Origin of the sequence: Amorphoplanes friuliensis DSM 7358 (genome assembly GCF_000494755.1) — a bacterium.
Lineage (GTDB): Bacteria > Actinomycetota > Actinomycetes > Mycobacteriales > Micromonosporaceae > Actinoplanes > Actinoplanes friuliensis.
This window is the reverse complement of the sequence record NC_022657.1, coordinates 5,196,937-5,219,029: the sequence shown is the minus strand read 5'-3', so window position 1 is coordinate 5,219,029 and position 22,093 is coordinate 5,196,937. Positions and strand designations below refer to the sequence as shown.

General features: G+C 70.8%; 20 protein-coding genes and 1 pseudogene. 13 read left to right on the top strand and 8 right to left on the bottom strand.

The features are described from left to right. The first annotated feature begins 106 nt into the window (after positions 1-106). A complete protein-coding gene (locus AFR_RS47975; protein WP_041841089.1) occupies positions 107-2,143 on the top strand; it encodes an L-lactate permease in 2,037 nt (678 codons plus the stop codon). On the opposite strand, the gene AFR_RS43865 is transcribed toward AFR_RS47975, so the two are convergent. Beyond that, positions 2,124-3,962 (bottom strand): ATP-binding protein, encoded by a 1,839-nt coding sequence (locus AFR_RS43865; protein WP_148308040.1) that lies wholly within the window; start codon positions 3,960-3,962, stop codon positions 2,124-2,126. The two genes, AFR_RS47975 and AFR_RS43865, sit on opposite strands and share 20 nt — an antisense overlap. 63 nt (positions 3,963-4,025) lie before the next feature. Between AFR_RS43865 and AFR_RS24255 the strand changes: the two genes are divergently transcribed. Then, the gene (locus AFR_RS24255) at positions 4,026-4,499 is read left to right on the top strand and encodes an aminoacyl-tRNA deacylase (protein WP_023363680.1); all 474 of its coding nucleotides are present in this window, start codon (positions 4,026-4,028) and stop codon (positions 4,497-4,499) included. A 336-nt stretch (positions 4,500-4,835) separates the two neighbouring features. Here the strand turns inward: AFR_RS24255 and AFR_RS24250 are convergent, their stop codons facing one another. Next, the gene (locus AFR_RS24250; protein ID WP_238547128.1) at positions 4,836-5,204 is read right to left on the bottom strand and encodes a DUF4406 domain-containing protein; all 369 of its coding nucleotides are present in this window, start codon (positions 5,202-5,204) and stop codon (positions 4,836-4,838) included. Between the two features lie 56 nt (positions 5,205-5,260). Between AFR_RS24250 and AFR_RS24245 the strand changes: the two genes are divergently transcribed. The 6 genes from AFR_RS24245 to AFR_RS24220 all read left to right on the top strand — a co-directional run bounded on the left by AFR_RS24245 (position 5,261) and on the right by AFR_RS24220 (position 10,102). After that, entirely contained in the window at positions 5,261-6,016 is a 756-nt protein-coding gene (locus AFR_RS24245; protein WP_023363678.1) for a DeoR/GlpR family DNA-binding transcription regulator, read from the top strand. Between the two features lie 121 nt (positions 6,017-6,137). Further along, the gene (locus AFR_RS24240) at positions 6,138-6,914 is read left to right on the top strand and encodes an SAM-dependent methyltransferase (RefSeq protein WP_052359801.1); all 777 of its coding nucleotides are present in this window, start codon (positions 6,138-6,140) and stop codon (positions 6,912-6,914) included. An 18-nt stretch (positions 6,915-6,932) separates the two neighbouring features. After that, the gene (locus tag AFR_RS24235) at positions 6,933-7,811 is read left to right on the top strand and encodes a Sco1979 family transcriptional regulator (protein ID WP_023363676.1); all 879 of its coding nucleotides are present in this window, start codon (positions 6,933-6,935) and stop codon (positions 7,809-7,811) included. A 9-nt stretch (positions 7,812-7,820) separates the two neighbouring features. Next, the gene (locus AFR_RS24230; RefSeq protein WP_023363675.1) at positions 7,821-8,570 is read left to right on the top strand and encodes a TIGR03089 family protein; all 750 of its coding nucleotides are present in this window, start codon (positions 7,821-7,823) and stop codon (positions 8,568-8,570) included. A 108-nt stretch (positions 8,571-8,678) separates the two neighbouring features. After that, a complete protein-coding gene (locus tag AFR_RS24225) occupies positions 8,679-9,152 on the top strand; it encodes a SigE family RNA polymerase sigma factor (protein WP_438829907.1) in 474 nt (157 codons plus the stop codon). Beyond that, on the top strand, positions 9,152-10,102 hold the full coding sequence (locus tag AFR_RS24220) for a hypothetical protein (RefSeq protein ID WP_023363673.1): 951 nt from the start codon (positions 9,152-9,154) through the stop codon (positions 10,100-10,102). Before AFR_RS24225 ends, AFR_RS24220 begins: the two co-directional genes overlap by 1 nt. A gap of 42 nt (positions 10,103-10,144) precedes the next feature. Here AFR_RS24220 and AFR_RS24215 read toward each other — a convergent pair whose 3' ends face one another. The 3 genes from AFR_RS24215 to AFR_RS24205 all read right to left on the bottom strand — a co-directional run bounded on the left by AFR_RS24215 (position 10,145) and on the right by AFR_RS24205 (position 14,199). Next, a complete protein-coding gene (locus AFR_RS24215) occupies positions 10,145-12,358 on the bottom strand; it encodes a carbohydrate-binding protein (protein WP_023363672.1) in 2,214 nt (737 codons plus the stop codon). Positions 12,359-12,449: 91 nt separating this feature from the next. Next, entirely contained in the window at positions 12,450-13,544 is a 1,095-nt protein-coding gene (locus tag AFR_RS24210; RefSeq protein ID WP_023363671.1) for a sensor histidine kinase, read from the bottom strand. 1 nt (position 13,545) lies between these two features. Continuing rightward, positions 13,546-14,199: a response regulator transcription factor gene (locus tag AFR_RS24205; RefSeq protein WP_023363670.1), complete on the bottom strand. Its 654-nt coding sequence runs from the start codon at positions 14,197-14,199 to the stop codon at positions 13,546-13,548. A gap of 86 nt (positions 14,200-14,285) precedes the next feature. On the opposite strand from AFR_RS24205, the gene AFR_RS24200 reads away from it, so the two are divergent. Next, positions 14,286-15,110, top strand: coding sequence for an ABC transporter ATP-binding protein (locus AFR_RS24200; RefSeq protein WP_041841088.1), 825 nt, complete (start codon positions 14,286-14,288; stop codon positions 15,108-15,110). Beyond that, positions 15,107-16,102, top strand: coding sequence for an ABC-2 membrane transporter-related protein (locus AFR_RS24195; protein ID WP_023363668.1), 996 nt, complete (start codon positions 15,107-15,109; stop codon positions 16,100-16,102). The genes AFR_RS24200 and AFR_RS24195 overlap by 4 nt, the downstream gene beginning before the upstream one ends. 34 nt (positions 16,103-16,136) lie before the next feature. Here AFR_RS24195 and AFR_RS24190 read toward each other — a convergent pair whose 3' ends face one another. Beyond that, the gene (locus tag AFR_RS24190; protein ID WP_023363667.1) at positions 16,137-16,958 is read right to left on the bottom strand and encodes a helix-turn-helix transcriptional regulator; all 822 of its coding nucleotides are present in this window, start codon (positions 16,956-16,958) and stop codon (positions 16,137-16,139) included. A gap of 102 nt (positions 16,959-17,060) precedes the next feature. Between AFR_RS24190 and AFR_RS24185 the strand changes: the two genes are divergently transcribed. Then, entirely contained in the window at positions 17,061-17,756 is a 696-nt protein-coding gene (locus tag AFR_RS24185; RefSeq protein WP_023363666.1) for an SDR family NAD(P)-dependent oxidoreductase, read from the top strand. 18 nt (positions 17,757-17,774) lie between these two features. Here AFR_RS24185 and AFR_RS45330 read toward each other — a convergent pair. Beyond that, a pseudogene (locus tag AFR_RS45330) lies at positions 17,775-18,437 on the bottom strand (ArsR/SmtB family transcription factor); the annotation flags it as partial. 64 nt (positions 18,438-18,501) lie between these two features. On the opposite strand from AFR_RS45330, the gene AFR_RS24180 reads away from it, so the two are divergent. Next, on the top strand, positions 18,502-19,269 hold the full coding sequence (locus tag AFR_RS24180; RefSeq protein ID WP_041842632.1) for an isocitrate lyase/PEP mutase family protein: 768 nt from the start codon (positions 18,502-18,504) through the stop codon (positions 19,267-19,269). Positions 19,270-19,278: 9 nt separating this feature from the next. Further along, positions 19,279-19,680, top strand: a complete 402-nt coding sequence (locus tag AFR_RS24175) for a DnaJ family domain-containing protein (RefSeq protein WP_023363663.1) — start codon at positions 19,279-19,281, stop codon at positions 19,678-19,680. Here AFR_RS24175 and AFR_RS24170 read toward each other — a convergent pair. Continuing rightward, the gene (locus tag AFR_RS24170) at positions 19,665-22,049 is read right to left on the bottom strand and encodes an ATP-binding cassette domain-containing protein (RefSeq protein ID WP_023363662.1); all 2,385 of its coding nucleotides are present in this window, start codon (positions 22,047-22,049) and stop codon (positions 19,665-19,667) included. The two genes, AFR_RS24175 and AFR_RS24170, sit on opposite strands and share 16 nt — an antisense overlap. Positions 22,050-22,093 lie beyond the last annotated feature (44 nt).

Here is a 22,093-nt window from a genome sequence, read left to right as displayed (position 1 = left end):
AGGACAGACGCGGTGGCCTGCGGCCTGCTCGTTTCCGGGGGATGTCAGCGACGCCCGGCAGGCGTAGGTTGTCCCCACCAACCATCGACGATCCTGGATGGCTGTCATGGATCAGTTCACGATCGTGACCGACCCCGTCGCCCATTCCGTGGCCTTCTCGGCCCTGTTCGCCGTCCTGCCGCTGCTGACTCTGTTCATTCTGCTCGGAGTACTACGCATGAAGGCCTGGCTCGCGGGGCTGATTGCTTTGGCAGTTGCTCTCATCGTGGCCGTCGCGGTCTATTCCATGCCGGTCGGACAGGCGCTGCTCTCCGCGAGTGAGGGAGCCGCATTCGGTTTCTTCCCGATCCTCTGGATCGTGCTCAACGCCATCTGGGTCTACAACCTCACCGTCGCCAGCGGGCACTTCGACGTGCTGCGCCGCTCGATGGAACGCGTCAGCCCCGACATGCGCATCCAGGCGATCATCGTGGCGTTCTGCTTCGGCGCCCTGCTCGAGGCCCTCGCCGGCTTCGGCACCCCGGTGGCCGTCACCGTGGTGATGCTGATGGCACTGGGCTTCCCACCGATCCGGGCCGCGGCTGTCGCGCTCATCGCCAACACCGCCCCGGTCGCGTTCGGCGCGCTCGCCACCCCGATCGTCACGCTCGGAACGGTCACCTCGGGCGCCGCCGACGACCCGCGCCTCAACGTCGACACCCTCGGCGCGATGGTCGGCCGGCAGACACCGCTGCTGGCCGTCGTCGTACCGCTGGTCCTGGTCGCCGTCATCGACGGCCGCCGCGGCATCCGGCAGACCTGGCCCGCGGCGCTGGTGGCCGGTGTGGTGTTCGCCCTCGGCCAGTTCGTGGCCTCGAACTACATCTCGGTGCCGCTCACCGACATCATCGCCGCGCTGCTCGCGGCGGCCGCCGTGGTCCTGCTCCTGCGCATCTGGCAGCCCGTCGAATCCCCGAACCTCCACGCCGAACCACCCGCCGAGTCGGATCCGACCGCGTCGCGCCGGGCCGCGTCTGGTTCTGCCGGGCCTGGTCCAGCTGGGTCCGGTCCGACTGCTTCCAGTCGGGCCGCGTCCGGCTCGGCTGCGCCCGGTCCGGCCGGGTCAGGTCCGGCCGGGTCAGGTCCGGCCGGGTCAGGTCCGGCCGGGTCAGGTCCGGTCGCATCGGCTGGGTCGGCTGATGCAGCCGAGTCGGGTCCGATTGGATTCAGCCGGATTTCGCCTGGTTCAGCCGGGCCTGGTCCAGCTGCGTCCGGTCCGCCTGCTTCCGGTCGGGCCGCGTCCGGCTCAGCTGCGCCCGCTGCGGCCGGATCAGGTCCGGCTGGGTCGACGGAGGTCGATTCGGCGCGGAAGGCCACCGTGGGTGGTGGGGGAGCTGCCACGGTGACGCGGCGGGACGGTGCTGCTGAGGTGGCGCGGGCGTATGCGCCGTACCTGATCATCATTGTGATCTTCTCGGTGGCCAACATCGGTGCGGTGAAGGCGGCGCTCGCGAAGGCGCCGTGGTCGGTCTCCTTCGCGTGGCCGGGCCTGGACGTCCTCGGGACCAACGGCAAACCGCTGGCCTCGACCACGTTCACCCTCGGCTGGCTCTCCGCGGCCGGCACGCTGATGATCCTCGCGGGCATCCTGACCGCCCTGGTGCTGCGCATCGGTCCCGGTCGTGCTTTCAAGGCCTACCTGCACACGTACGCCGAACTGCGGCACGCCATCGTGACGGTGATGGCGGTGCTCGCGCTCGCGTACGTGTTGAACCAGTCCGGTCAGACGAACACGCTGGGTGAATTTCTGGCCGCGGCCGGTGGGGTGTTCATTTTCCTGTCCTCGATCCTGGGGTGGATCGGTGTGGCCGTGACCGGCTCCGACACCTCGGCGAACGCGCTGTTCGGCGCGCTGCAGGTCGAGACGGCCGCCCGCGCCGGGCTCGATCCGGTGCTGCTGGCCGCGGCGAACTCGTCGGGCGGTGTGCTGGGCAAGATGGTCAGCCCGCAGAACCTGGCGATCGCGGCGTCGGCTGTCGGCATGGCCGGACGTGAGGGTGACATCTTCCGCAAGGTGGTCGGCTGGAGCCTGCTGCTCCTGCTGGTGATGTGTGTGCTGGTCACGTTGCAGGGCACCCCGGTGCTCAGCTGGATGGTGCCGTGACCGAGGGCGTCAGGGCGGCCGCGTGAGGGACGGTGAACCAGAAGAGGCTGCCGCCGCCGGGGTTCGCGTCGACGCCGACCTCACCACCGTGGCGTTCGACGATGCGGTGGACGATCGCCAGGCCCAGGCCCGTGCCGGGGTAACCGGCGCTGCCCGGGGCGCGGGCGAAGGCGGTGAAAACGGTGTCGCGCTGGTCGGCGGGGATGCCGATGCCGTGGTCGGCGACCTCGATGCGGGCCATGCCGTCCGTCGTGCGGCAGCTGACCCGCACGTACGGCTCCTCGCCCGGAGCGGTGTACTTCAGCGCGTTGCCGATCAGGTTGTCCAGCACCTGGCACAGCAGTGTGGGATCACCGTCGACGGTCGGCAGGTCCTCGATGACGATTGTCGGCGGGTGCGCCTCGGTGCCGGTGAGGCGTTCGCGGGTGATGTCGTCGGCCATCGCCCGCAGATCCACCCGGCTGGTGTGCAACGTCCGGTTCTCCGCGGTGGCGTAATCGAGAAGGTCGTCGATCAGCGTCTGCATACGTTGCGCGCCGCCGTACAGGCGTTCCAGGAAGTCGCGGTGCAGCGGATCGAGGCGCGGCGCGGCCTCCTCACGCAGGAAGTCCGCGTAACCGGTGATCCGCGCGAGCGGGCTCCGCAGGTCGTGGGCGACGATGCCGGCGAAGCCGACGAGCTCGGCCTCCCGCTGGCGCAACTGCTGCTCGACGGCCTCGCGCCGCACGATGTCGTCGCGCAGCGCGGCGGTGGCGTCGTCGACCTTTCGCAGCGCCCGGTTGCGGGCCGTGATCACGGTGCCGGTCAGCGCGGCGAGCAGGCCCGTGAGGACGGCACCGATGATCCAGGCGGCGACGTCGAGGTGCATGTCACCCACGGGCAGCAGCTTGTGGGTCGGCTCGACCACGAGCCGCCAGGTCCGCTGGGGCACGGACACGGTGATGTCCCGCGGTGGCGGCTCCGGCTGCAGGCGGGCGTCCGGCACCCAGCTGGCGACGGGTGTCGGTCCTGCCGTCGACGCGGTGTCGTAGAGGGTGACGGCCACGGTGTCGCGGGCGACCACACCGATCGCCTGCTTCAGGAAGTCGCCGCCGCGCAGGCCCATCATCAGCCAGCCGCGGAACTGACCGGTGTCGGACGCGGACGGCGACGTCGAATAGACCGGCGCGGCCAGCACGAACGACAGCTGCTGCCGTTCGACCGGCAGCTCGGAGTCGGTGAGCAGGCGGTACGTGCTGCTGGTCGCGACGCGGTGGCTGGCCTTCGCCCGCTGCATGGCCTCCACGGCCTCCGGCTTGTCGGCGACGTCGAGACCCAGCGGCGACGGGCCGCCCTCGACGCCGCGGTACAGCACCACGAAGAAGTGCTCGTCGGTCGGCGCGGAAGAGGGGGTGAAGGTCAGTTGCGGGTCGCCGCGATCGCGCCAGGACTTCTGCACGGCCGGCATCTCGTCGGTGGTCGCCGCCACGACAAACGCGACGCCGCTGGCGCCGGGCAACCGCTGCCGATCGACGGAGGCCGCGATGGCGGTGTACTCGGCCGCCTCGAGATTCGCCTGTGCCCCGACCGCGGCGGCCAGATCGGTCAGCGAGGTCGAGTAGCGGCGTACCTCGGCGGAGACGACCTGCGAGACGATCATCGTCTGCTGGCCCAGCGCCCGGCGGGCCCGGTCGTCGTCGGCGCGGCGCAGGGCGACGGCGGCCAGCACGGTACCCAGCACGCCGAGGGCGATGACCAGGGCGAGAACGCGTACCGACCATCGGCCCGGCGCCCAGCCGCCCGCGCCGGGCAAGGTGTTCTCCCCAGAACCCCGGCCCACGACCCGACGCTACGCCTGACAATCGCCACATAACGGCAAATTCGCACTCGGTAGGATGATCACATGTCCGGAGCCGCCCTGACCGCCGTCACCGCCGCCGGGATCACCCACCGCGTGCTGCGGCACGGGCCCGTCGCCAGCGTCGCCGAGGCCGCCGCGGCCCAGGGTGTCGAGGTCCGCGATCTTGTCAAAACCCTCGTCGTACGCCGTGCCGACGACAGTTACGTCTTTGTGCTCGTGCCGGGTGACCGGGTGATCTCCTGGCCCAAGCTGCGGGCGTTGCTCGGCGTCAACCGCCTGTCGATGCCGGACGCCGCAACGGCCAAGGCGGTGACGGGATACGAACGCGGGACCATCACGCCGTTCGGCTCGTCGACGGCCTGGCCGGTGATCGCCGACGAACGGCTGCGCGGCCGCACGATCAACCTCGGCGCCGGGGAGCGTGGGGTCGGCCTCCAGGTGGCGGCGGACGAGGCCGCGACGGTCCTGGACGCAACCTTCGCCGACGTCACCGACCCGGAGCCGGTCCGCTCCTGATCACCGCGCCGGGCCGTCGCCGATCCGGGCGGGCTGGCCCGCGCTTCGCGCGAGAACGGTCCGGGCTGGCTGGCGGACCGGCGCTCGTTGTCCGTGAGGGCCGGGTCGACGTTCGGTGGTCAGGCCCGCAGTCCGGGCAGGCCCACGGTCTCGCGCGGCCCGCAGTGCGGGCGGACCCGCGGTTTCGCGCGGTGCGGGCGGACCCGCGGTGCGGGCGGACCCGCGCTTTCGGGTGGCCCGCCGGTTCGGGTGGCCCGCCGGTTCGGGCGGCCCGCGGTCCGAGCGGGCCCGCGGTTTCGGGCGAAGCCCAACTTCCTTGAAGTTGGGCCTGGGTGGTCAGCTGACGGGCTGGGGCGCGTAGCCGGGGATCTCCTCGACGTGGTGGTAGACCGGCAGCCCACGCTCGCGGGCGATCGCCACGTCCTGGTCCGCGCCCGTGGACTTGCCGGGCAGCCGCAGGACCGCGTCGCAATGCTGCAGCAGGCGCTGCGCGGTCGGGTACAGCACGTCCTCCGCCGTGGCCGCGCCGGCGGACCGGTGGAGGACCGGCAGCGCCACCCACTCGCCGATCATGGGCACGTGCCCTGCCTGGAAGATCGGCCACGCCGCTTCCTCGAGGCGTGCCAGGTTGGCGGCGATCAGGTCGGGGTCACCCCCGGTCCCGGAGCGGTACGGGCCGGCAATGAGGATCATCATGGGCTTCATGTCGCCAACCTAACGCTAGACTCGGCAGAAACAAAGAGAAGTACGGAGAAACGTGCATGTTAGCTGCGCAACGCCGGGAGTTCCTGCTGGGCCGGTTGGAGCGGGACCGCCGCCTGGTCGCCAAGGACGTCGCCGCCGAGCTCGGGGTCTCCGAGGACAGCGTCCGCCGGGACCTGCGGGAGCTGGCCGCTGCCGGCCTGTGCCAGCGGGTCTACGGCGGGGCGCTGCCGGCGTCGCCCGCGGTCGCCGATTACGACACGCGGCGGGCGGTCGAGGTGGACAGCAAGGATCGGGTCGCCGTCGCGGCCGTCGCGCTGATCAAGCCGGGGGACACGGTGATCCTGGACGGCGGCACGACCGCGCTGGCCGTCACCCGCGCTCTGCCCGCCGGGCTCGAGGCCACGATCGTCACGCACAGCCCGACGGTCGCGGCCGCCCTGGCCGGTCATGCGTCGATCGAGGTGTACGTGCTCGGTGGCCGCCTGTTCCGGCACTCGATGGTGGCCTGTGGTGCCGCCGCGGTCGAGGCCGCCCAGGTGGTCAACGCCGACCTGTTCCTGCTCGGCGTCACGGGGGTGCACCCGGAGGCGGGCCTGACCACCGGCGACGCCGACGAGGCGGCGATGAAACGTGCGCTGGCGCACCGTGCGGCGGACACGTTCGTGCTGGCCAGTGCCGAGAAGGTCGGGGCCGCCTCGCGCTTTTCGGTGCTGCCGCTGACCGCGGTCGCGGGGGTGATCACCGACGCGCCGTCACAGGACGAGACCGTGCGGCGACTGACGGCGGCCGGGGTGCCGATGATCGCCGCTTAGGGGCGTCGATTTTGACCGTTCGGCGCGTCCCTGCGCTCGATGGGCGGTTTATGCTTGCGCCGATCATTCGCCGGTAGTTGTTCGAGCAAGGGATGTGGACGTGGCTGACGGCCAGCAGGAGATGCCCAAACTGGACACCACCGTCCCGCAGACGGCGCGGATCTGGAACCACCTGCTCGGTGGCAAGGACAACTTCGCCGTCGACCGTGCGGTCGGCGACCAGATCATCGCAACGCTGCCGCAGCTCGCGGAGAACGCCCGACTCTCCCGGGCCTACCTGGCCCGCGTCGTGCGCCACCTCGCCGGTACGGCCGGAGTGCGGCAGTTCCTCGACATCGGCACCGGCCTGCCCACGGCTGACAACACGCACGAGGTCGCTCAGAAGGTCGCGCCCGAGTCGCGGATCGTCTACGTCGACAACGACCCGCTGGTGCTCGCGCACGCCCGTGCGCTGCTGACCACCAGCCCCGAGGGCGCCACGGACTACATCGACGCCGACCTGCGCGACGCCGGCACGATCCTGCGCGAGGCCGCCCGTACGCTCGACTTCGACAAGCCGGTGGCGCTGTTCCTGATGGGCATCCTCGGCCACATCGAGGACGACGCCGAGGCCCGGACGATCATCAACGCCATCATGGACCGTCTCCCGTCGGGCAGCTACCTGGCGATGTACGACGGCAGCGACACCAGCGAGGCCAACAACGAGGCCGTGCGCATCTGGAACATCTCGGCGAACCCGAAGTACCACCTGCGCAGCGCCGCCCGGATCGCCTCGCTCTTCGAGGGCCTCGAGCTGGTCGACCCGGGCGTGATCTCGGTGACCCGGTGGAAGCCCGAGCCGGGTGCCGAGGATGCGCCGGAGATCGACCAGTACGGTGCTGTGGGTCGTAAGCCTTAACTACCGACAGGGACGCGAGTGACAACGGCGCAGCAGAACGACGGGCCCACGGTCCGCCGGTTGCAGCTCGGCGCCCGGCTGCGGAGCCTGCGGCTGGCCAAGGGTGTGACCCGCGACCGGGCCGGTTACGAGATCCGCGCGTCCGAGTCCAAAATCAGCCGGATGGAGCTCGGCCGGGTCAGCTTCAAGGAACGTGACGTCACCGACCTGCTCAAGCTGTACGGCATCGAGGACCAGGGCGAGCACGAGCGCCTGCTCGCCCTGGCCCGCGAGGCGAACACCCCGGGCTGGTGGCACTCGTACGGTGACGTGCTCAGCACCTGGTTCCAGAACTATCTGGACCTCGAGCAGGCGGCCGAGCTGATCCGTACTTACGAGATCCAGTTCGTGCCCGGCCTGCTCCAGACCGACGCGTACGCCCGGGCCGTGATCACTCTCGGCCACGGCGGCGCGACGAACGACGAGATCGACCGCCGCGCCGAGCTGCGCATGGCCCGCAAGCAGATGCTCGAACGCGAAAACCCGCCCCGGCTGTGGGCGGTGCTCGACGAGGCCGTGCTGCGCCGCCCGATCGGCGGCCGCGAGGTGCTCCGCGAGCAGATCGAGTCGCTGATCGCGGCGTGCGAGCAGCCGAGCGTGCGCCTTCAGGTGATTCCGTTCGAGTCCGGCGGGCACGCCGCGGCCGGCGGGGCGTTCACGATCCTGCGCTTCCCGCACCAGGACATGCCCGACGTGGTCTACCTCGAGCACCTCACCAGCGGCCTCTACCTGGACAAACGCGACGACGTTGATCACTACGCGGCCGCGATGGGCCGGCTCACCATCGAGGCGGAACCCCCGGCGCGGACGCCGGAGCTGCTCCGCCGGGCCCTGCGCGACCTCGAGGCCGACAGCTAGAGTCTCCCGATGCCTTCCAGCACCACCGCCGACCTGTCCGTCCTGCTGCCCGGCACGGACCGGCCCCTGCTCACCTATTACGACGATGCCACCGGTGAGCGGACCGAGCTGAGTGCCACCGACCTCGGCGGCTGGGCGGCCCGCACCGCCGGGCTGCTCCGCGACGACTGCGGCCTGCAGCCCGGCGCTCACGTCGGCATCCTGCTGCCACCGCACTGGCAGACCGCGGCGATCCTGCTCGGCGCCTGGTCGTCGGGCATCGCGATCTCGTTCCGCTCGTGGGCCCGCGCGGGCCTCCAACCGGCCCCGGAACGCCCCCTCGACGCGGTTTTCGTCTCCCGCAAACGCCTCGACAGCTGGCTCGAGGAGGTGCCGCCGTCCCGCCACCGCTACGTGCTGAGCCTCGCCGCCGACGGCGCCCGCCCGGACGACGTGCCGGCCGGCTACCTCGACTTCGTCACCGAGGTGCTCCGCCACCCCGAGACCACCCCCGCGTACGCCGCGGTCACGCCCGACCGTGAGGCCAGCACCGACGGTACGAGCTACGCCGAGTGGGGCGAGATCGCGCACTCCATCGCCGCGTCCCTGACTCTCCGCCCCGGCGACCGACTCCTGGTCGACGCCTCCGAGCACGAGGAGCCGGTCCAGTGGCTGCTCGCCCCGCTGGCCGCGGGAGCCTCCATCGTGCTCTGCGCCAACCTCGACCGTGACCGCCTCGATGCCCGCATCGCCTCCGAAGGCGTCACCCGCGTCATCTGAGAGCTTTTTCGGATTCCGGTAAGCAGAACAGCGCCGTCGCGGCGTCCCTAGGGGGACATCACGACCGCAGCGGGGAGCTGGGCAGTGCGCCAGGGGTTCGAGGATTACGTGCGAGCACGCGGGGACGCCTTACGGCGGTTCGCCTATCTGTTGTGCGGGGACCGGCATCTGGGTGAGGACCTGGTGCAGGAGGTGCTGATCAAGGCGTACCGGCGGTGGTCGCGGATCGAGGCCGACGATCCGGACGCGTACCTGCGGACCGCGCTGGTGCGGTCGCACGTGTCGTGGTTGCGGCGGCGGTCCAGTGGGGAACGGCCGCGATGGGAGACCACGGGTGACGAAGGCCGGAGCACACCCGACTTCGCCGATCAGCACGCCTCGCGGGACGACCTGTGGGCCCGGCTCGATGGGCTGACGCGGGCGCAGCGGGCGGTGCTGGTGCTGCGCTATTACGAGGATCTCGACGACCGGCAGATCGCCGAGGTGCTGCGGTGCGCCATGTCGACCGTCCGTGTGCACGCCGCTCGTGGTCTGGCCCGGCTGCGTACGGAGCTGGCAACTGCTTCCGGAGGTTCGCGATGATGCTCGAGGACGATCTGCGGTCGACCCTGCGGGACCGTGCGGCACAGCCGGCGGTGCAGCCCGATCTGCTCGACCAGGTGCGCGGAGGCATCCGTCGCAGCAACCGGCGGCGGGCGGCCGTCGCCGGTGCGGCCGCCGTCATCGTGGCGGCGATCGCCGTGCCGTTCGCGTTCACGGAGGAGAAGTCTCCGCCACCCGTTGCGCCGGCGATCGGCTGGCCGGCGCCACAACTGCAGCTGCCGGCGTTCCCGTTCACACCCAGCTGGGTGCCGCCCGGACCGGACACCGCCGACGTGGGTCAGCTCGGTCCCAACCTCGTGCTGTCCTACGAGGAGCAGCAGATCCAGCTCGAGGTGGGTCCCGTGCCCGGGTCGTGGGAGATGGAAGGCGAGGAGGACCACCAGGTCGCGCTGAACGGCACCCAGGCCACGGTCCGCACCGGCTCCTACGTGGACAGCCGGCCGGGGGACCGGTACGTCGGGATCCGCTGGCGGCTCGCCGACGGGCGCTGGGTGCAGCTGAACAGTTTCGGGCCGGCGAAGGAGAACGACATGCTGCGGTTCGCCCGCGGGCTCCGCGAGCAGCCCGTTCCGGCCTCGCCGCCACCGGTGACGGTCGCCGCGGCACCGCCGGGGCTGGTCGTGCAGCAGCTGACCCGCGAGAACATCTGCCTGGCCCCACCGGCGGCGCTGTCGGAACGGGACAGCGGCCGGGGCATCTGTGTCAGCGTGGAGGTGACCTCGGCGGAGGACAAGCCGCAGCCGGAGGACGAGAAGATCACTCTGAACGGCCGTCCCGCCTGGATCTCGGAGGGCGACGACGGGCCGTCGGAGCTGACGTCGACGCTGACCGGCAAGCGCACCCTGACGATCTATCTCGATCGTGAGGACGTCCCGCTGACCCGCGAGGAGCTGATCCGCTTCGCCGAGGGTGTCGCCGTCAAACGGTGAACGGCAGCGGCCCGGGCCTTCGAGGCCCGGGCCGCGTCCGTGTTACGCCGTGAGCCGCAGGTAGTCCAGGTTGAATCCGCCGGTCTCGCAGAAGAGCGTGACCACCTGGTCACCTGCCGGCAGCGTCACCTGGGCGTGCACCGACTGGTACGCCGCCCAGCCACCCGTGTCCGGAACCGACACCTTCGCCAGCACGTTTCCGGCCGCATCACGCAGCGACACCGCGTCCGGGGCCACCGCGCCCGTCCCGTTGGCGACCCGGAGCTCCAGGTCGTACGTGCCGGCCTGCGCCACGTCGACCCGGTACTGCAGCCAGTTGCCCGCCGCCGTCCAGCCGATGTTCTTGCCGCCGCTGGCCGCCGGGTTGTTCTCGACGAAGTTGGCGCCGCCGTCGGTCCAGCCGTTCTGGGCGACGTACGACTCCGCCTCGACGGTCGCGCCGACGGGTGCACCGTGCGGCCGGACCGTCACGTGCACGCTGACCTCGTCGTGGGCGGCACCGTCGGTGACCCGGAACTTCAGGTCCAGCTCACCGGCAACGGTCGGCCGGATCGTCACCAGCCCGGTGGTCGCGTCGACGCTGACACCGCCCGGCAGGTCGGTGGCGTAGTAGGCCAGCTTGTCGCGGTCCCGGTCGGTGGCGGACAGCCGCACCTGAGTCGTGGCGTACTGGTCGGCCTCGACGTCCGGCACGGCGCTCAGGACCGGCGCGTGGTTGCGGCGCGGCGACGGGACGTCACCCTGCCAGCGGTACGTGGCGTAGGCGTTCGCCGGGACGGTGGCCGTGAACGACTTGCCGCCCAGCACGACCCGTACCGTCGAGGGGGTGGAATTGGCATTGCCCAGGATGGCCACGAAGCGGTCCTCGCGGTCCTTGAAGACGACGTTGCTGACGCCGCCGGTTGTGGCTCCGGACTCGACGCGGACGTGCTCCGGGCCGAGGTACTTCGCGAACTGGCCCATGGCGTAGAGCTCGTCGCGGACCGTGAACGTCTTCGTGGTGGTGTCGACCTTGACCAGGCGGTCCGGCCACTTCGTGGTGCGGCCGACCTCCTCCCAGTCGACGTTGTTGTCGCGGGACGGCGTCCAGTGCAGCGTGCCGCCGTCCTGGTCGGTGGTCTGCGCCCACATCACGTAGGACGACGCCTCCAGCCGGAAGTAGCTCAGGATCGTGGCGGGGGACAGGTCGCTGGTCTCCGTCATGTGCACCGGTTTGCCGGTCTGCTCGTACGCGTCCCGCATGACCGCCGGGTCACCCCAGTAGGGATGGAACGCGATCGCGTCGGCGGCCTTGCGGGTCGCCGGGTCGTCGAAGATGCGGTGGTAGTTCTTGGTCTCGGTGCTGTTCGGGTCGCGCCAGTCCCAGAAGTTGAAGTCGTGCACGTAGAGGTCGGTGCCGAGCCGAGCCCGCTTCACCTCCCGCTTGATCGCGACGGCGAGTTTCTGCTGCTGGGCGATGCTGATGTCCATCGCGGGGTAGACCACGTCGATGCCGGGCTCGTTCAGCAGGGTCAGAGCATCGATCCTCACCCCGTGCTTCGCGTACGCCTGCAGATACTTCACGTAGTACCGCGCGAACACGTCGATGCAGTCGTCCCGCAGCTTGCCCACCTGGTAGTACGCGCTGGTGCTGCCCGGCAGCAGGGCGACCTCGCCGGTGAACCGGTTGTTGGTCTTCATCCACGCCGGCGCGCTCCACGCCGAGGCGAAGAACGTCGCCCGCGGGTTGTAGCGCTGGATCAGCTTGATGGTGTCGAGGATGTGCGCGTCGACGTCCCGCTGGATCGAGAAGTGCTTCAACCCGAAGTCCTCGGTGACCCCGGCGGGAAGCTCGTCGTAGGACCAGAACGGCAGGTGCTCGATGAGGTCGGGGCTGCCGATGGTCAGCCGGAAGCGGTCCAGCCCGGCGCCCGTCCGCGGGTCGACCAGCAGCCGGATCGCGCGGTCCCGCTCGGCCGGCGTGAGCTTCCACAGGTTGGAAACACTCGTCTCGTCCAGCGAGAAGCCGACACCGGTGTACCGCTGCCGCAACGAACTCGGGTCGATGACGACGGTGGCGTCGGCAGCGCCACCCTTGTCCCGTCCGATGTGGGTGGTCGGCAGCGGCTGCCAGGCCTGCGCGGCGCCGCTCGAGAACGTGCCGGTGACTGTGGCGCCACGGTCGGGCCGCCCGGCCGAAGCGGGCAGGCCGGCGGCGGCGAGCACACTGCCGGCAGCGGTGGCGACGACAACCGCCGCGGTGATGGATCGCCTCACGGCGCCTCCTGGGGATCGGGGGAGGGGCTTCTATCGAAAGGTGACTTTACTGATCCGAAACACGACCCACATCCATCGGGGCCGATGGAGTTCACGGTGCGGCGGGAAAGGCGATCTCCACAGTGAGCCCACCGCCGGGATTCGCGGCGGCCGTGAGCGCGGCATCGTGGGCGACGGCGATGGCTCGCACGATCGACAGCCCCAGACCTGGGTGATTGTCGTCGGCGACCCGCCGCATCCGCTGGAAGGGCTCGAACAGCCGATCCACCTCGGCCGACGGCACCACCGGGCCCGTGTTCGAGACGACCAGCAGCGCCCGGCCGGCGTCGCGGCGCGTGGTCACCTCGACGATCCCGCCGGGAACGTTGTAGTGGACGGCGTTGTCGCAGAGGTTGGCCACGAGGCGCGTGATCAGCAGCGGATCGCCCTGCAACCGTGCGGGGCCGATCATCGTCCGGGACCGCAGCCCGCGCCGATCCAGCTCGGCCGTCCGGTCCCGCAGCGCCTGCCCCGCCAGATCCGCAAGATCCACCAGCTCCGCCCGGATCCGGCCGTGCTCACTGCCCGCCAAGGTCAGCAGCGACTCCAGCAGCCTGCCGCGCTCCCGGCTGACCACGATCAGACGCTCAAAATTCTCCCTGTACGCCTCCAGCGTCGCGTCCGGGTCGATCAGTGGCTCCTCCAGCAGCGCATGCTCGAGGGTCAGCGGCGTGCGGAGCTCGTGCGCGGCGTTGGCGACGAACCGTTTGTGCCCGTCCAGTGCGGTCTCGAGCCGGCCGAGCAGCCCGTCCACGGTGTCCGCGAGGTCCTTGAACTCGTCGCGGGGACCGGGCACCGCGAGCCGCTCGTGCACGTTGCGGCCGGAGATCTGCTGCAGGCGCGTGGTCATCGTGCGGACGGGGCGCAGCACCCGGCCGGCGATCACCCAGCCCACGCCGAGCGAGAGCACCGCCATGATGGCCAGCGCGAGGCCCGGCAGGATGAGGACGTCCGAGCGGAACTCCCGGAACTCGGCCGGCACCGCGGGCGGCATGATGTCCGGCCGTGACGGGAACGGCGCGCGGACGTCGGCCGGTGGCAGGTTGCGGGACAGCACCACGATCATGAGCAGCAGCACCACACCGGAGACGACCGTCGCCGCGCAGTAGAGCAGCGTCAGGCGCCACCGGAGCCGGTTGACCCGCATGTCAGATCCGGTAGCCGGCACGGGCGACCGTCACGATCAGCGGCGGCGCGCCGAGCTTGGCCCGCAGCCGGTTGATCGTCGCCTTGACCGTCGTGGTGAACGGGTCGGCGGCCTCGTCCCACACCCGGTCGAGCAGCTCCTCCGCGGAGACCACCCGGCCCTGACCGGTGAGCAGGTGCTCGAGCACGGCGAACTCCTTCGGGCTCAGCGCCAGCCGCGCCCCGGCCCGGGTGGCGATCCGCTGCGCCGGGTCGAGCCGCAGGTCACCGTGCATCAGCACGGGTGGCGCCGCTGGGCGGGTGCGCCGGGCGACCGCCCGGATCCGGGCCACCAGTTCGGCGTACGCGAACGGTTTGGGCAGGTAGTCGTCGGCGCCCAGCCCGAGCCCCTCGACGCGCTCGGCGACGGTGCCCGAGGCGGTCAGCATCAGCACGCGGCTGGACGACTCCCCGGCGACCAGCGTGCGGCATACGTCGTCGCCGTGCACGCCGGGCAGATCGCGGTCGAGCACGACCACGTCGTAGTCGAGCACGGCGGTGCGTTCCAGCGCGGTGGTGCCGTCGTAGGCCACGTCGACCGCCATGCCCTCGCGGCGCAGCACCCGCGCGACCGAGTCGGCGAGCGCCGTCTGATCCTCGACCACGAGCACCCTCATCGGGCGAGGCTATCGGCCGCGGCGTCACAACGGGGTCACAGCGACGCTGACCGTCCTGTGACCGTCCACGGACTACAAAACCACCCATGACGCCAGTCCTGGAGACCCACAAGCTCACCAAACGGTACGGGCGCACGACAGCCCTCGCCGACTGCACTCTGCGCGTACCGGAAGGGAGGGTCGTGGGTCTGGTCGGCCCGAACGGTGCCGGCAAGTCCACTTTGCTCGGTCTGACCTGCGGACTCGTGGCGCCTACGACGGGCAGCATCGAAGTGCTGGGCAGTCGCCCGGCGGCCGGTGCGGCGCAGCTGGCCCGGGTCGGGTTCGTCGCGCAGGACGCCCCGGTCTACGGCAGCCTGTCGGTCGCCGACCATCTGCGGCTCGGTGCGCGGCTCAATCCCCGCTGGGACCGGCCGCTCGCCGAACGGCGCGTGCAGCGGCTCGGCCTCGACCCCGCGCAGAAGGCCGGTCGTCTGTCCGGCGGGCAGCGCGCCCAGCTGGCCCTCACCCTCGCCGCGGCCAAGCGCGCCGAACTGCTCATCCTCGACGAGCCGGTCGCGTCGCTGGACCCGCTCGCCCGGCGCGCGTTCCTGCTCGATCTGCTCGACTTCGTCGCCGAGCTCGGTGTCAGCGTGGTGCTGTCCTCCCACCTGCTCGGTGACCTGGAACAGGTCTGCGACCACCTCGTCGTGCTGGCCGAGGGCCGGGTCCAGCTGGCGGGCGACACCGCTGACCTGCTGGCCGTGCACCACCGGGTGACGGGCGACCTGCCACCCGGCGCCGAACGCATCCACGAGGACGTGGTGCGCTCCGAGGTGCCGGTGCCGGGAGCCTCACCGGTCGACCTCGAAGACCTGGGCATGGCATACATGACCCGTGCCGCCGTGGTGTCGGTCGGCGGTGCGGCATGATCTGGCTGACCTGGCGGCAGTTCCGCACCCAGGCCCTGGTGGCCGTCGCCGCTCTGGCCGCCATCGCGGTCTACCTCGTCTATCTCGGCTCCGGCATCCGCGACGACTACGCGGGTGTCGTGGGCTGCCTGCCCAGCGACTGCACGGTGGCGCGGCACGACTTCAGCGAGGCGTACAGCAGTCAGTTGTCGATCGCCGGCCTGCTGCTGATCGCCACGCCCGCCCTCATCGGCCTCTTCTGGGGCGCGCCCCTGATCACCCGCGAGCTGGAGGAGAAGACCGACCGCCTGGTGTGGAACCAGAGTGTGACCCGGACCCGCTGGCTGGCGACCAAGCTGGTGTTCCTCACCCTCGCGGCAGTCGCGGTCACCGGCGTGTTCAGCCTCCTGCTGACCTGGAACGCCGGCCGCTACGACCAGTTCGTGGGGGACCGCTTCGGCGCGGTGAACTTCGCCTCCCGCAACATCGTCCCCCTCGGGTACGCCGCGTTCGCCTTTGTCCTCGGCGCCGTCGTCGGCCTCGTCGTGCGCCGCACGCTGCTCGCGATGGCGCTGACACTCGCGGTCTTCGCCGTCGTCCAGCTGATCGTGCCCGCGGTGGTCCGTGCGCACCTCATGACACCGGTGACCAGCACGGTGGCCTTCGACGAGGACGCGATGAGCCGGTCGGACAGCTTCGGCCTGGGGGAGCAGGGCGCCATGATCATCGGATACACCAGGGCGGGCGCGTGGTCGATGACGAGCGAGGCCGCGGTGCTCAACGCCGACGGCACGCCGTTCACGATCCAGCAGGGGCTGACCTGCCAGAAAGCTGCGCCCGCCGAGAACATGGCCTGCATGGCGGACCAGAACCTGCATTTCAGCTACACGTACCAGCCGGCGAACCGGTACTGGCCGTTCCAATGGATCGAGCTCGCCGCCTACCTCGGTCTCACCCTGCTGCTCGCGGCCATCAGTCTCTGGTGGATCCGATCCCGTATCCAAGGATCCTAGGATGCTCTACGCGCGGTGCGCCCGCCCACAGCGTTCAACCGACCTCGGCGGCCCCGAGAGCACGGATCAGGTCGAAGCGGGACGCGTCCTCGGTCTCCGGCGCCGCGGTGTACGTGACGATGCGGATGTCGGTGCCGGTCGCGGTGAACACGTCGCAGTCGAGTGTCACGGTGCCCACCTGGGGGTGCACGAACGTCTTGACCTTGGACCGGTGTTCCACGATCGTGCCCTCGGCCCACAGGCGGGCGAACCGGTCGATGCCCGTGAGCCGCTCGACGAGGTCGCGCACCGAGGGGTCGTCGGGATACTTGAGCCGGGCGGTCCTCAGGTCGGACACCAGGGCGCGTTCGAAGTGTTCGACCTGTTCAGCACTCTGGACGACCGGCACCGCCGTACCGGTGAACTGCTGAACGATCAGGTTGCGGGCGCGGTCGAGGGGACCGAGGAGCGCGACCCACGCCGCATTGGCGGTCAGCAGTGTCCAGTGGGTCGTGTAGACGCCGACGGCGACGTCCGGGAGACGGGCGAGCAGGCGCTGCACGCTGCCCGGGATGTGGTGGGGGACCGTCCGGGGCGACGGTGCCGGGAGGCCCGCGGCGATGAAGAGCTGGTCGCGTTCGGCGTCCGAGAGCTGCAGCACCCGGGCCAGCGAGGCGACGACCTCCTCGGACGGGCGTTCCGAGCGGCCCTGTTCGAGGCGGACGAGGTAGTCGACCGAGATGCCGGCCAGCATCGCGACCTCCTCGCGGCGCAGGCCGCTGGTCCGGCGGATGCCCGCGGGGATCCCGACGGCAGCGGGCTGAAGGCGGTCACGCCAGGCGCGCAGCAGCGCTGCAAAATCTCCACGAACGGGCATCTGACCATCATGCAAGCGCCACGACGCGGCTGGGTGGTACTGGCAGTCATACGGTCGAAGGTTCCTACCGGGCTCCGCGCGAACGGTGCAACAGTCCTTTCCATGACAACAACCCTCATCACCGGCGGTAACAAGAGCCTCGGCTTCGAGACCGCCCGCCGGCTGCACGAGCACGGACACCACGTGATCATCGGCGCCCGCGACGCGGACCGCGGCGCGCAGGCGGCCAAGGACCTCGGTGTCGACTGGGTCACCCTCGACGTGACCTCGGACGAGTCGGTGGCCGCCGCGGCGTCCGAGGTCCGCGCCCGCTTCGGCGGCCTCGACGTGCTGGTCAACAACGCGGGCGTCTCCGGTCAGATCACCGCGGTCGAGAACTTCGACGGCCCCGAGGTCCTGGCCGTCCTCGACACCAACACCGTCGGCATCGTCCGCACGACCCACGCCTTCCTCCCGCTGCTGCGCGAGTCGGCGGCACCGGTCATCGTCAACGTGACCAGCGGCCTCGGCTCGTTCTCCGTCCGCGCGGACGAGTCCCGCATCGAGCACAACGTGCCGTCACTCGGCTATTCCGCCAGCAAGGCCGCGGTCAACATGCTCACCCTCATGTACGCCCAGTTCCTCCCCGGCATCCGCATCAACGTGGTCGACCCGGGCTACACGGCCACCGACTTCAACGGCCACTCCGGCCACCAGACCGTCACCGAGGGCACCGACGCCATCGTCGCCCTGGCCACCATCGACAAGGCCGGCCCGACCGGCACCTACTCGGACCGCCACGGCCCCGTCGGCTGGTGAGGTCCAGGCCGGGTCCGGGCCCAGAAGATCCGTCAGAGCCTCGGTACCCGGGGGAGTGACGCGGATCGCGCGGCCCGTCCCGATGCGCGTGACCCAGCCCTGGTCGAGGAAGTGGCGGCACAGGAGTGCTCCCGCCGCACCCGCGAGGTGTTCGCGGCGTTCGGTCCAGTCGAGGCAGCCGCGGGCCGCCGGGCGGCGTGACGGTCCGAGCGGGCCGAACGCCTCGAACCAGGTCACGCCGGCCGGGGTCAGCGTGAAGCCGGCGGTGCGGGACAGCAGGCCGCCGCGGTCGAGAGCGTCGGTCACCGCCACACCGAGACGGCCCGCGAGGTGGTCGTAACACGTACGGCCCCGGGCCAGGGCGGCCGAGACGGTCGCCGCGCGCAGGGTCCGGGGCGGTGCCGGTGGTGGTGACAGGTGGGCGGCCAGGTCCTCGATCAGGTGCGCGACGCGCTCGTCGGCGAGGCGCACGTACCGGTGGCGGCCCTGGCGGTGCTCGGTGAGCAGGCCCGCCGCGACCAGCTTGTGCAGGTGCTCGGTCGCGGTCGCGGGGGCGACACCCGCGTGACCGGCCAACTCGCCCGCCGTCCAGGCCCGGCCGTCGAGCAACGCCAGGCAGAACGACGCCCGCGTCGTGTCGGCGAGCAGCGTCGCGAGCCGGGCCAGGGCGGGAGCGGTCATGACGCCATTCTGCGACGCCGGCACTTCGGCCGGCACCGAAGTGTCACGGTCCTACGGTGGGGCGATGACCGCCTTCCACGCCCTGCACCGGCCCGGTGACCCGCTCGTGCTCCCCAACGCCTGGGACGTCGCCTCGGCCGCGGCCCTGGCCCGGGCCGGCTTCCCGGCGATCGGCACCACCAGCCTCGGTGTCGCCGCCGCCCACGGTCTGCCCGACGGCCGGGGTATGGCACGGGCCGAGACGGTCGCCCTGATGCGCCGCCTCGGTCGGCTCCCGGTGCTGGTCACCGTCGACGTCGAAGGCGGCTTCGGCGGCGGGCCGGCGGCGGTCGCCGAGCTGGCCGCGGAACTCGCCGACGCCGGTGCGGCCGGGATCAACCTCGAGGACGGCCGCGCCGACCACACCCTCGTCCCGGTCGCCGAGCAGGTCGAGCTCATCGCAGCGGTCAAGAATCGGGTGCCGGACCTTTTTGTGAACGCCCGGACGGACACCCGCTGGCTCGGCGCCGGTGACCTCGAGGAGACGCTTTTGCGTACCCGGGCATTTGTGGCCGCGGGAGCAGACGGCGTGTTCGTGCCCGGCCTGGCCGGGGACGACGAGATCCGCTCGGTGGTCTCCGGTGTGGAGGCTCCCCTCAACGTCCTGCTGCTCCCCGGCCTGACCGTGCTCCGGCTGGCCGCGCTCGGTGTCGCCCGCATCAGCACCGGCTCACTGCTCTTCCGGGCCGCCCTGGGCCACGCGATCGACGTCGCCCGGTTGATCGCCCGCGGTGAACCTGCCCCCACCGGCGTCCCGCCCTACGCGGAGGTCGACAGCCTCGCCCGCGGCTAAACTGAGGGCATGGCGAGCTGGTACGAGTCGCACATCGACCGCAAGATCCGTGAAGCCCAGGAGCAGGGCGAGTTCGACAACCTCCCGGGTACGGGCAAACCGCTCAGCGACCACGGCCGCGAGTACGACGAGGACTGGTGGGTGAAGGACTGGCTGCGCCGCGAAGGCGGCAGCGGCGGTGTCCTGCCACCCACCCTCGCCCTGCGCCGCGAAGCCCAGGACCTGCGCGAAACCATCGACCGCCGCACGTCGGAGGCCGACGTCCGCGACTACGTGGCCAAACTCAACGAGCAGCTCCGCAAGGCCCGCGCCGGCCTCCTCGACGGCCCCCCGGTCCTCCTCCCCGCGATCGACCCGGAAACAGCCGTCCGCGGCTGGCGTCAGCGCCGGAAAGGTCAGGCGCCGACGTAAGCGGCGAGGTGGTCGGCGGTGAGGGTCTTGCCGCCGGCGACGAGGTCGGCGGGGGTGCCTTCGAAGACGATGCGGCCGCCGTCGTGGCCGGCGCCGGGGCCGAGGTCGACGATCCAGTCGGCGTGGGCCATGACGGCCTGGTGGTGTTCGATGACGAGGACGGATTTGCCGGAGTCGACGAGGCGGTCGAGGAGGGCGAGGAGGTTTTCCACGTCGGCGAGGTGGAGGCCGGTCGTGGGTTCGTCGAGGACGTAGATGCCGCCTTTCTCGGCCATGCGGGTGGCGAGTTTGAGGCGCTGGCGTTCGCCGCCGGAGAGGGTGGTCAGGGGCTGGCCGAGGCTGAGGTAGCCGAGGCCGACGTCGGACAGCCGGGTCAGGATCGCGTGCGCCGCGGGGATGCCGGCGTCGCCCTCGCTGAAGAAGGCGGTGGCTTCGGTGACGGACATGGCGAGGACTTCGCTGATGTCGCGGCCGCCGAGGTGGTAGTCGAGGACCGCGGCCTGGAAGCGTTTGCCTTCGCATTCCTCGCAGACGGTGGCGACACCGGCCATGATGGCCAGGTCGGTGTAGATGACGCCGGCGCCGTTGCAGGTGGGGCAGGCGCCTTCGGAGTTGGCGCTGAAGAGGGCCGGTTTGACGCCGTTGGCCTTGGCGAACGCCTTGCGGATCGGTTCGAGCAGGCCGGTGTACGTCGCGGGATTGCTGCGCCGGGAGCCCTTGATGGCGGACTGGTCGACCGAGACCACGCCGTCGCGGCCGGCGACCGAGCCGGTGATCAGGGAGCTCTTGCCGGAGCCGGCGACGCCGGTCACGACGACGAGGACGCCGAGGGGGATGTCGACGTCGACGTCCTGGAGGTTGTGGGTGTTCGCGCCGCGGATCTCGAGCGACCCCGACGGTTCGCGGACCGATGGTTTCAGGGTGGCGCGGTCGTCGAGGTGGCGGCCGGTCACCGTGTCGGTGGCGCGCAGGCCGTCGAAGGTGCCTTCGTACATGATCTCGCCGCCGGCGGTGCCGGCGCCGGGGCCGAGGTCGATGACGTGGTCGGCGATCGCGATCGTTTCCGGTTTGTGCTCGACGACCAGCACGGTGTTGCCCTTGTCGCGCAGGCGGAGCAGCAGGTCGTTCATGCGCTGGATGTCGTGGGGGTGCAGGCCGATCGTCGGCTCGTCGAAGACGTAGGTGACCTCGGTGAGCGACGAGCCGAGGTGGCGGATCATCTTGGTGCGCTGGGACTCGCCGCCGGACAGGGTGCCCGAGGAGCGGTCGAGGCTCAGGTAGCCCAGGCCGATCTCCACGAACGAGTCGAGGGTGTGCCGCAGCTTCTCCAGCAGCGGCGCGACGGACGGCTCCTCCAGGCTTCCGACCCAGGTGGCGAGGTCGCTGATCTGCATCGCGCAGGCGTCCGCGATGCTCACCTTCTTGATCTTCGAGGAGCGGGCCGCCTCGCTCAGGCGGGTGCCGTCGCAGTCGGGGCAGGTGTCGAAGACGACGGCCCGCTGGACGAAGGCGCGGATGTGCGGCTGGAGCGCCTCGACGTCCTTGGCCAGCATCGACTTCTGGATCTTCGGGATCAGGCCCTCGTACGTGAGGTTGATGCCGTCGACCTTGATCTTCGTCGGTTCCTTGTACAGCAGGTCCTGCAGTTGCTTCTTGGTGTACCGCTTGATCGGCTTGTCCATGTCGAAGTAGCCGGAGCCTGCGAAGATGCGGCCGAACCAGCCGTCCATGCTGTAACCGGGGATCGTCAGCGCGCCCTCGTTGAGCGACTTGGTGTCGTCGTAGAGCTGGGTGAGGTCGAAGTCGGTGACCGAGCCGCGGCCCTCGCAGCGCGGGCACATGCCGCCGACGACGCTGAAGCTGCGGCGTTCCTTGACGGTCTGCCCGGCGCGTTCCGTGGTCACCGCGCCCGCGCCGCTGATCGAGGCGACGTTGAACGAGAACGCCTGGGGTGACCCGATGTGGGGTTTCCCGAGCCGGCTGAACAGGATGCGGAGCATGGCGTTGGCGTCCGTGGCGGTGCCGACGGTCGAGCGGATGTCGGCGCCCATCCGTTCCTGGTCGACGATGATCGCCGTGGTCAGCCCGTCGAGGACGTCGACCTCGGGCCGGGCCAGGGTCGGCATGAAGCCCTGCACGAAGGTGCTGTAGGTCTCGTTGATCATCCGCTGGGACTCCGCGGCGATCGTGCCGAACACCAGGGAGCTCTTGCCCGAGCCGGAGACACCGGTGAAAACCGTGAGCCGCCGCCGCGGGATGTCGACGCTGATGTCCTTGAGGTTGTTCACCCGGGCGCCCTGCACGCGGATCCGGTCGTGGCTGTCGGCGACGTGCGGTGCCGCCGGCTGCGTTCTTGCCCTCGTGGCCATGCTGATCGGTTCTCCCTGCCTGCGACGGTCGAGCTCGCTGCAAC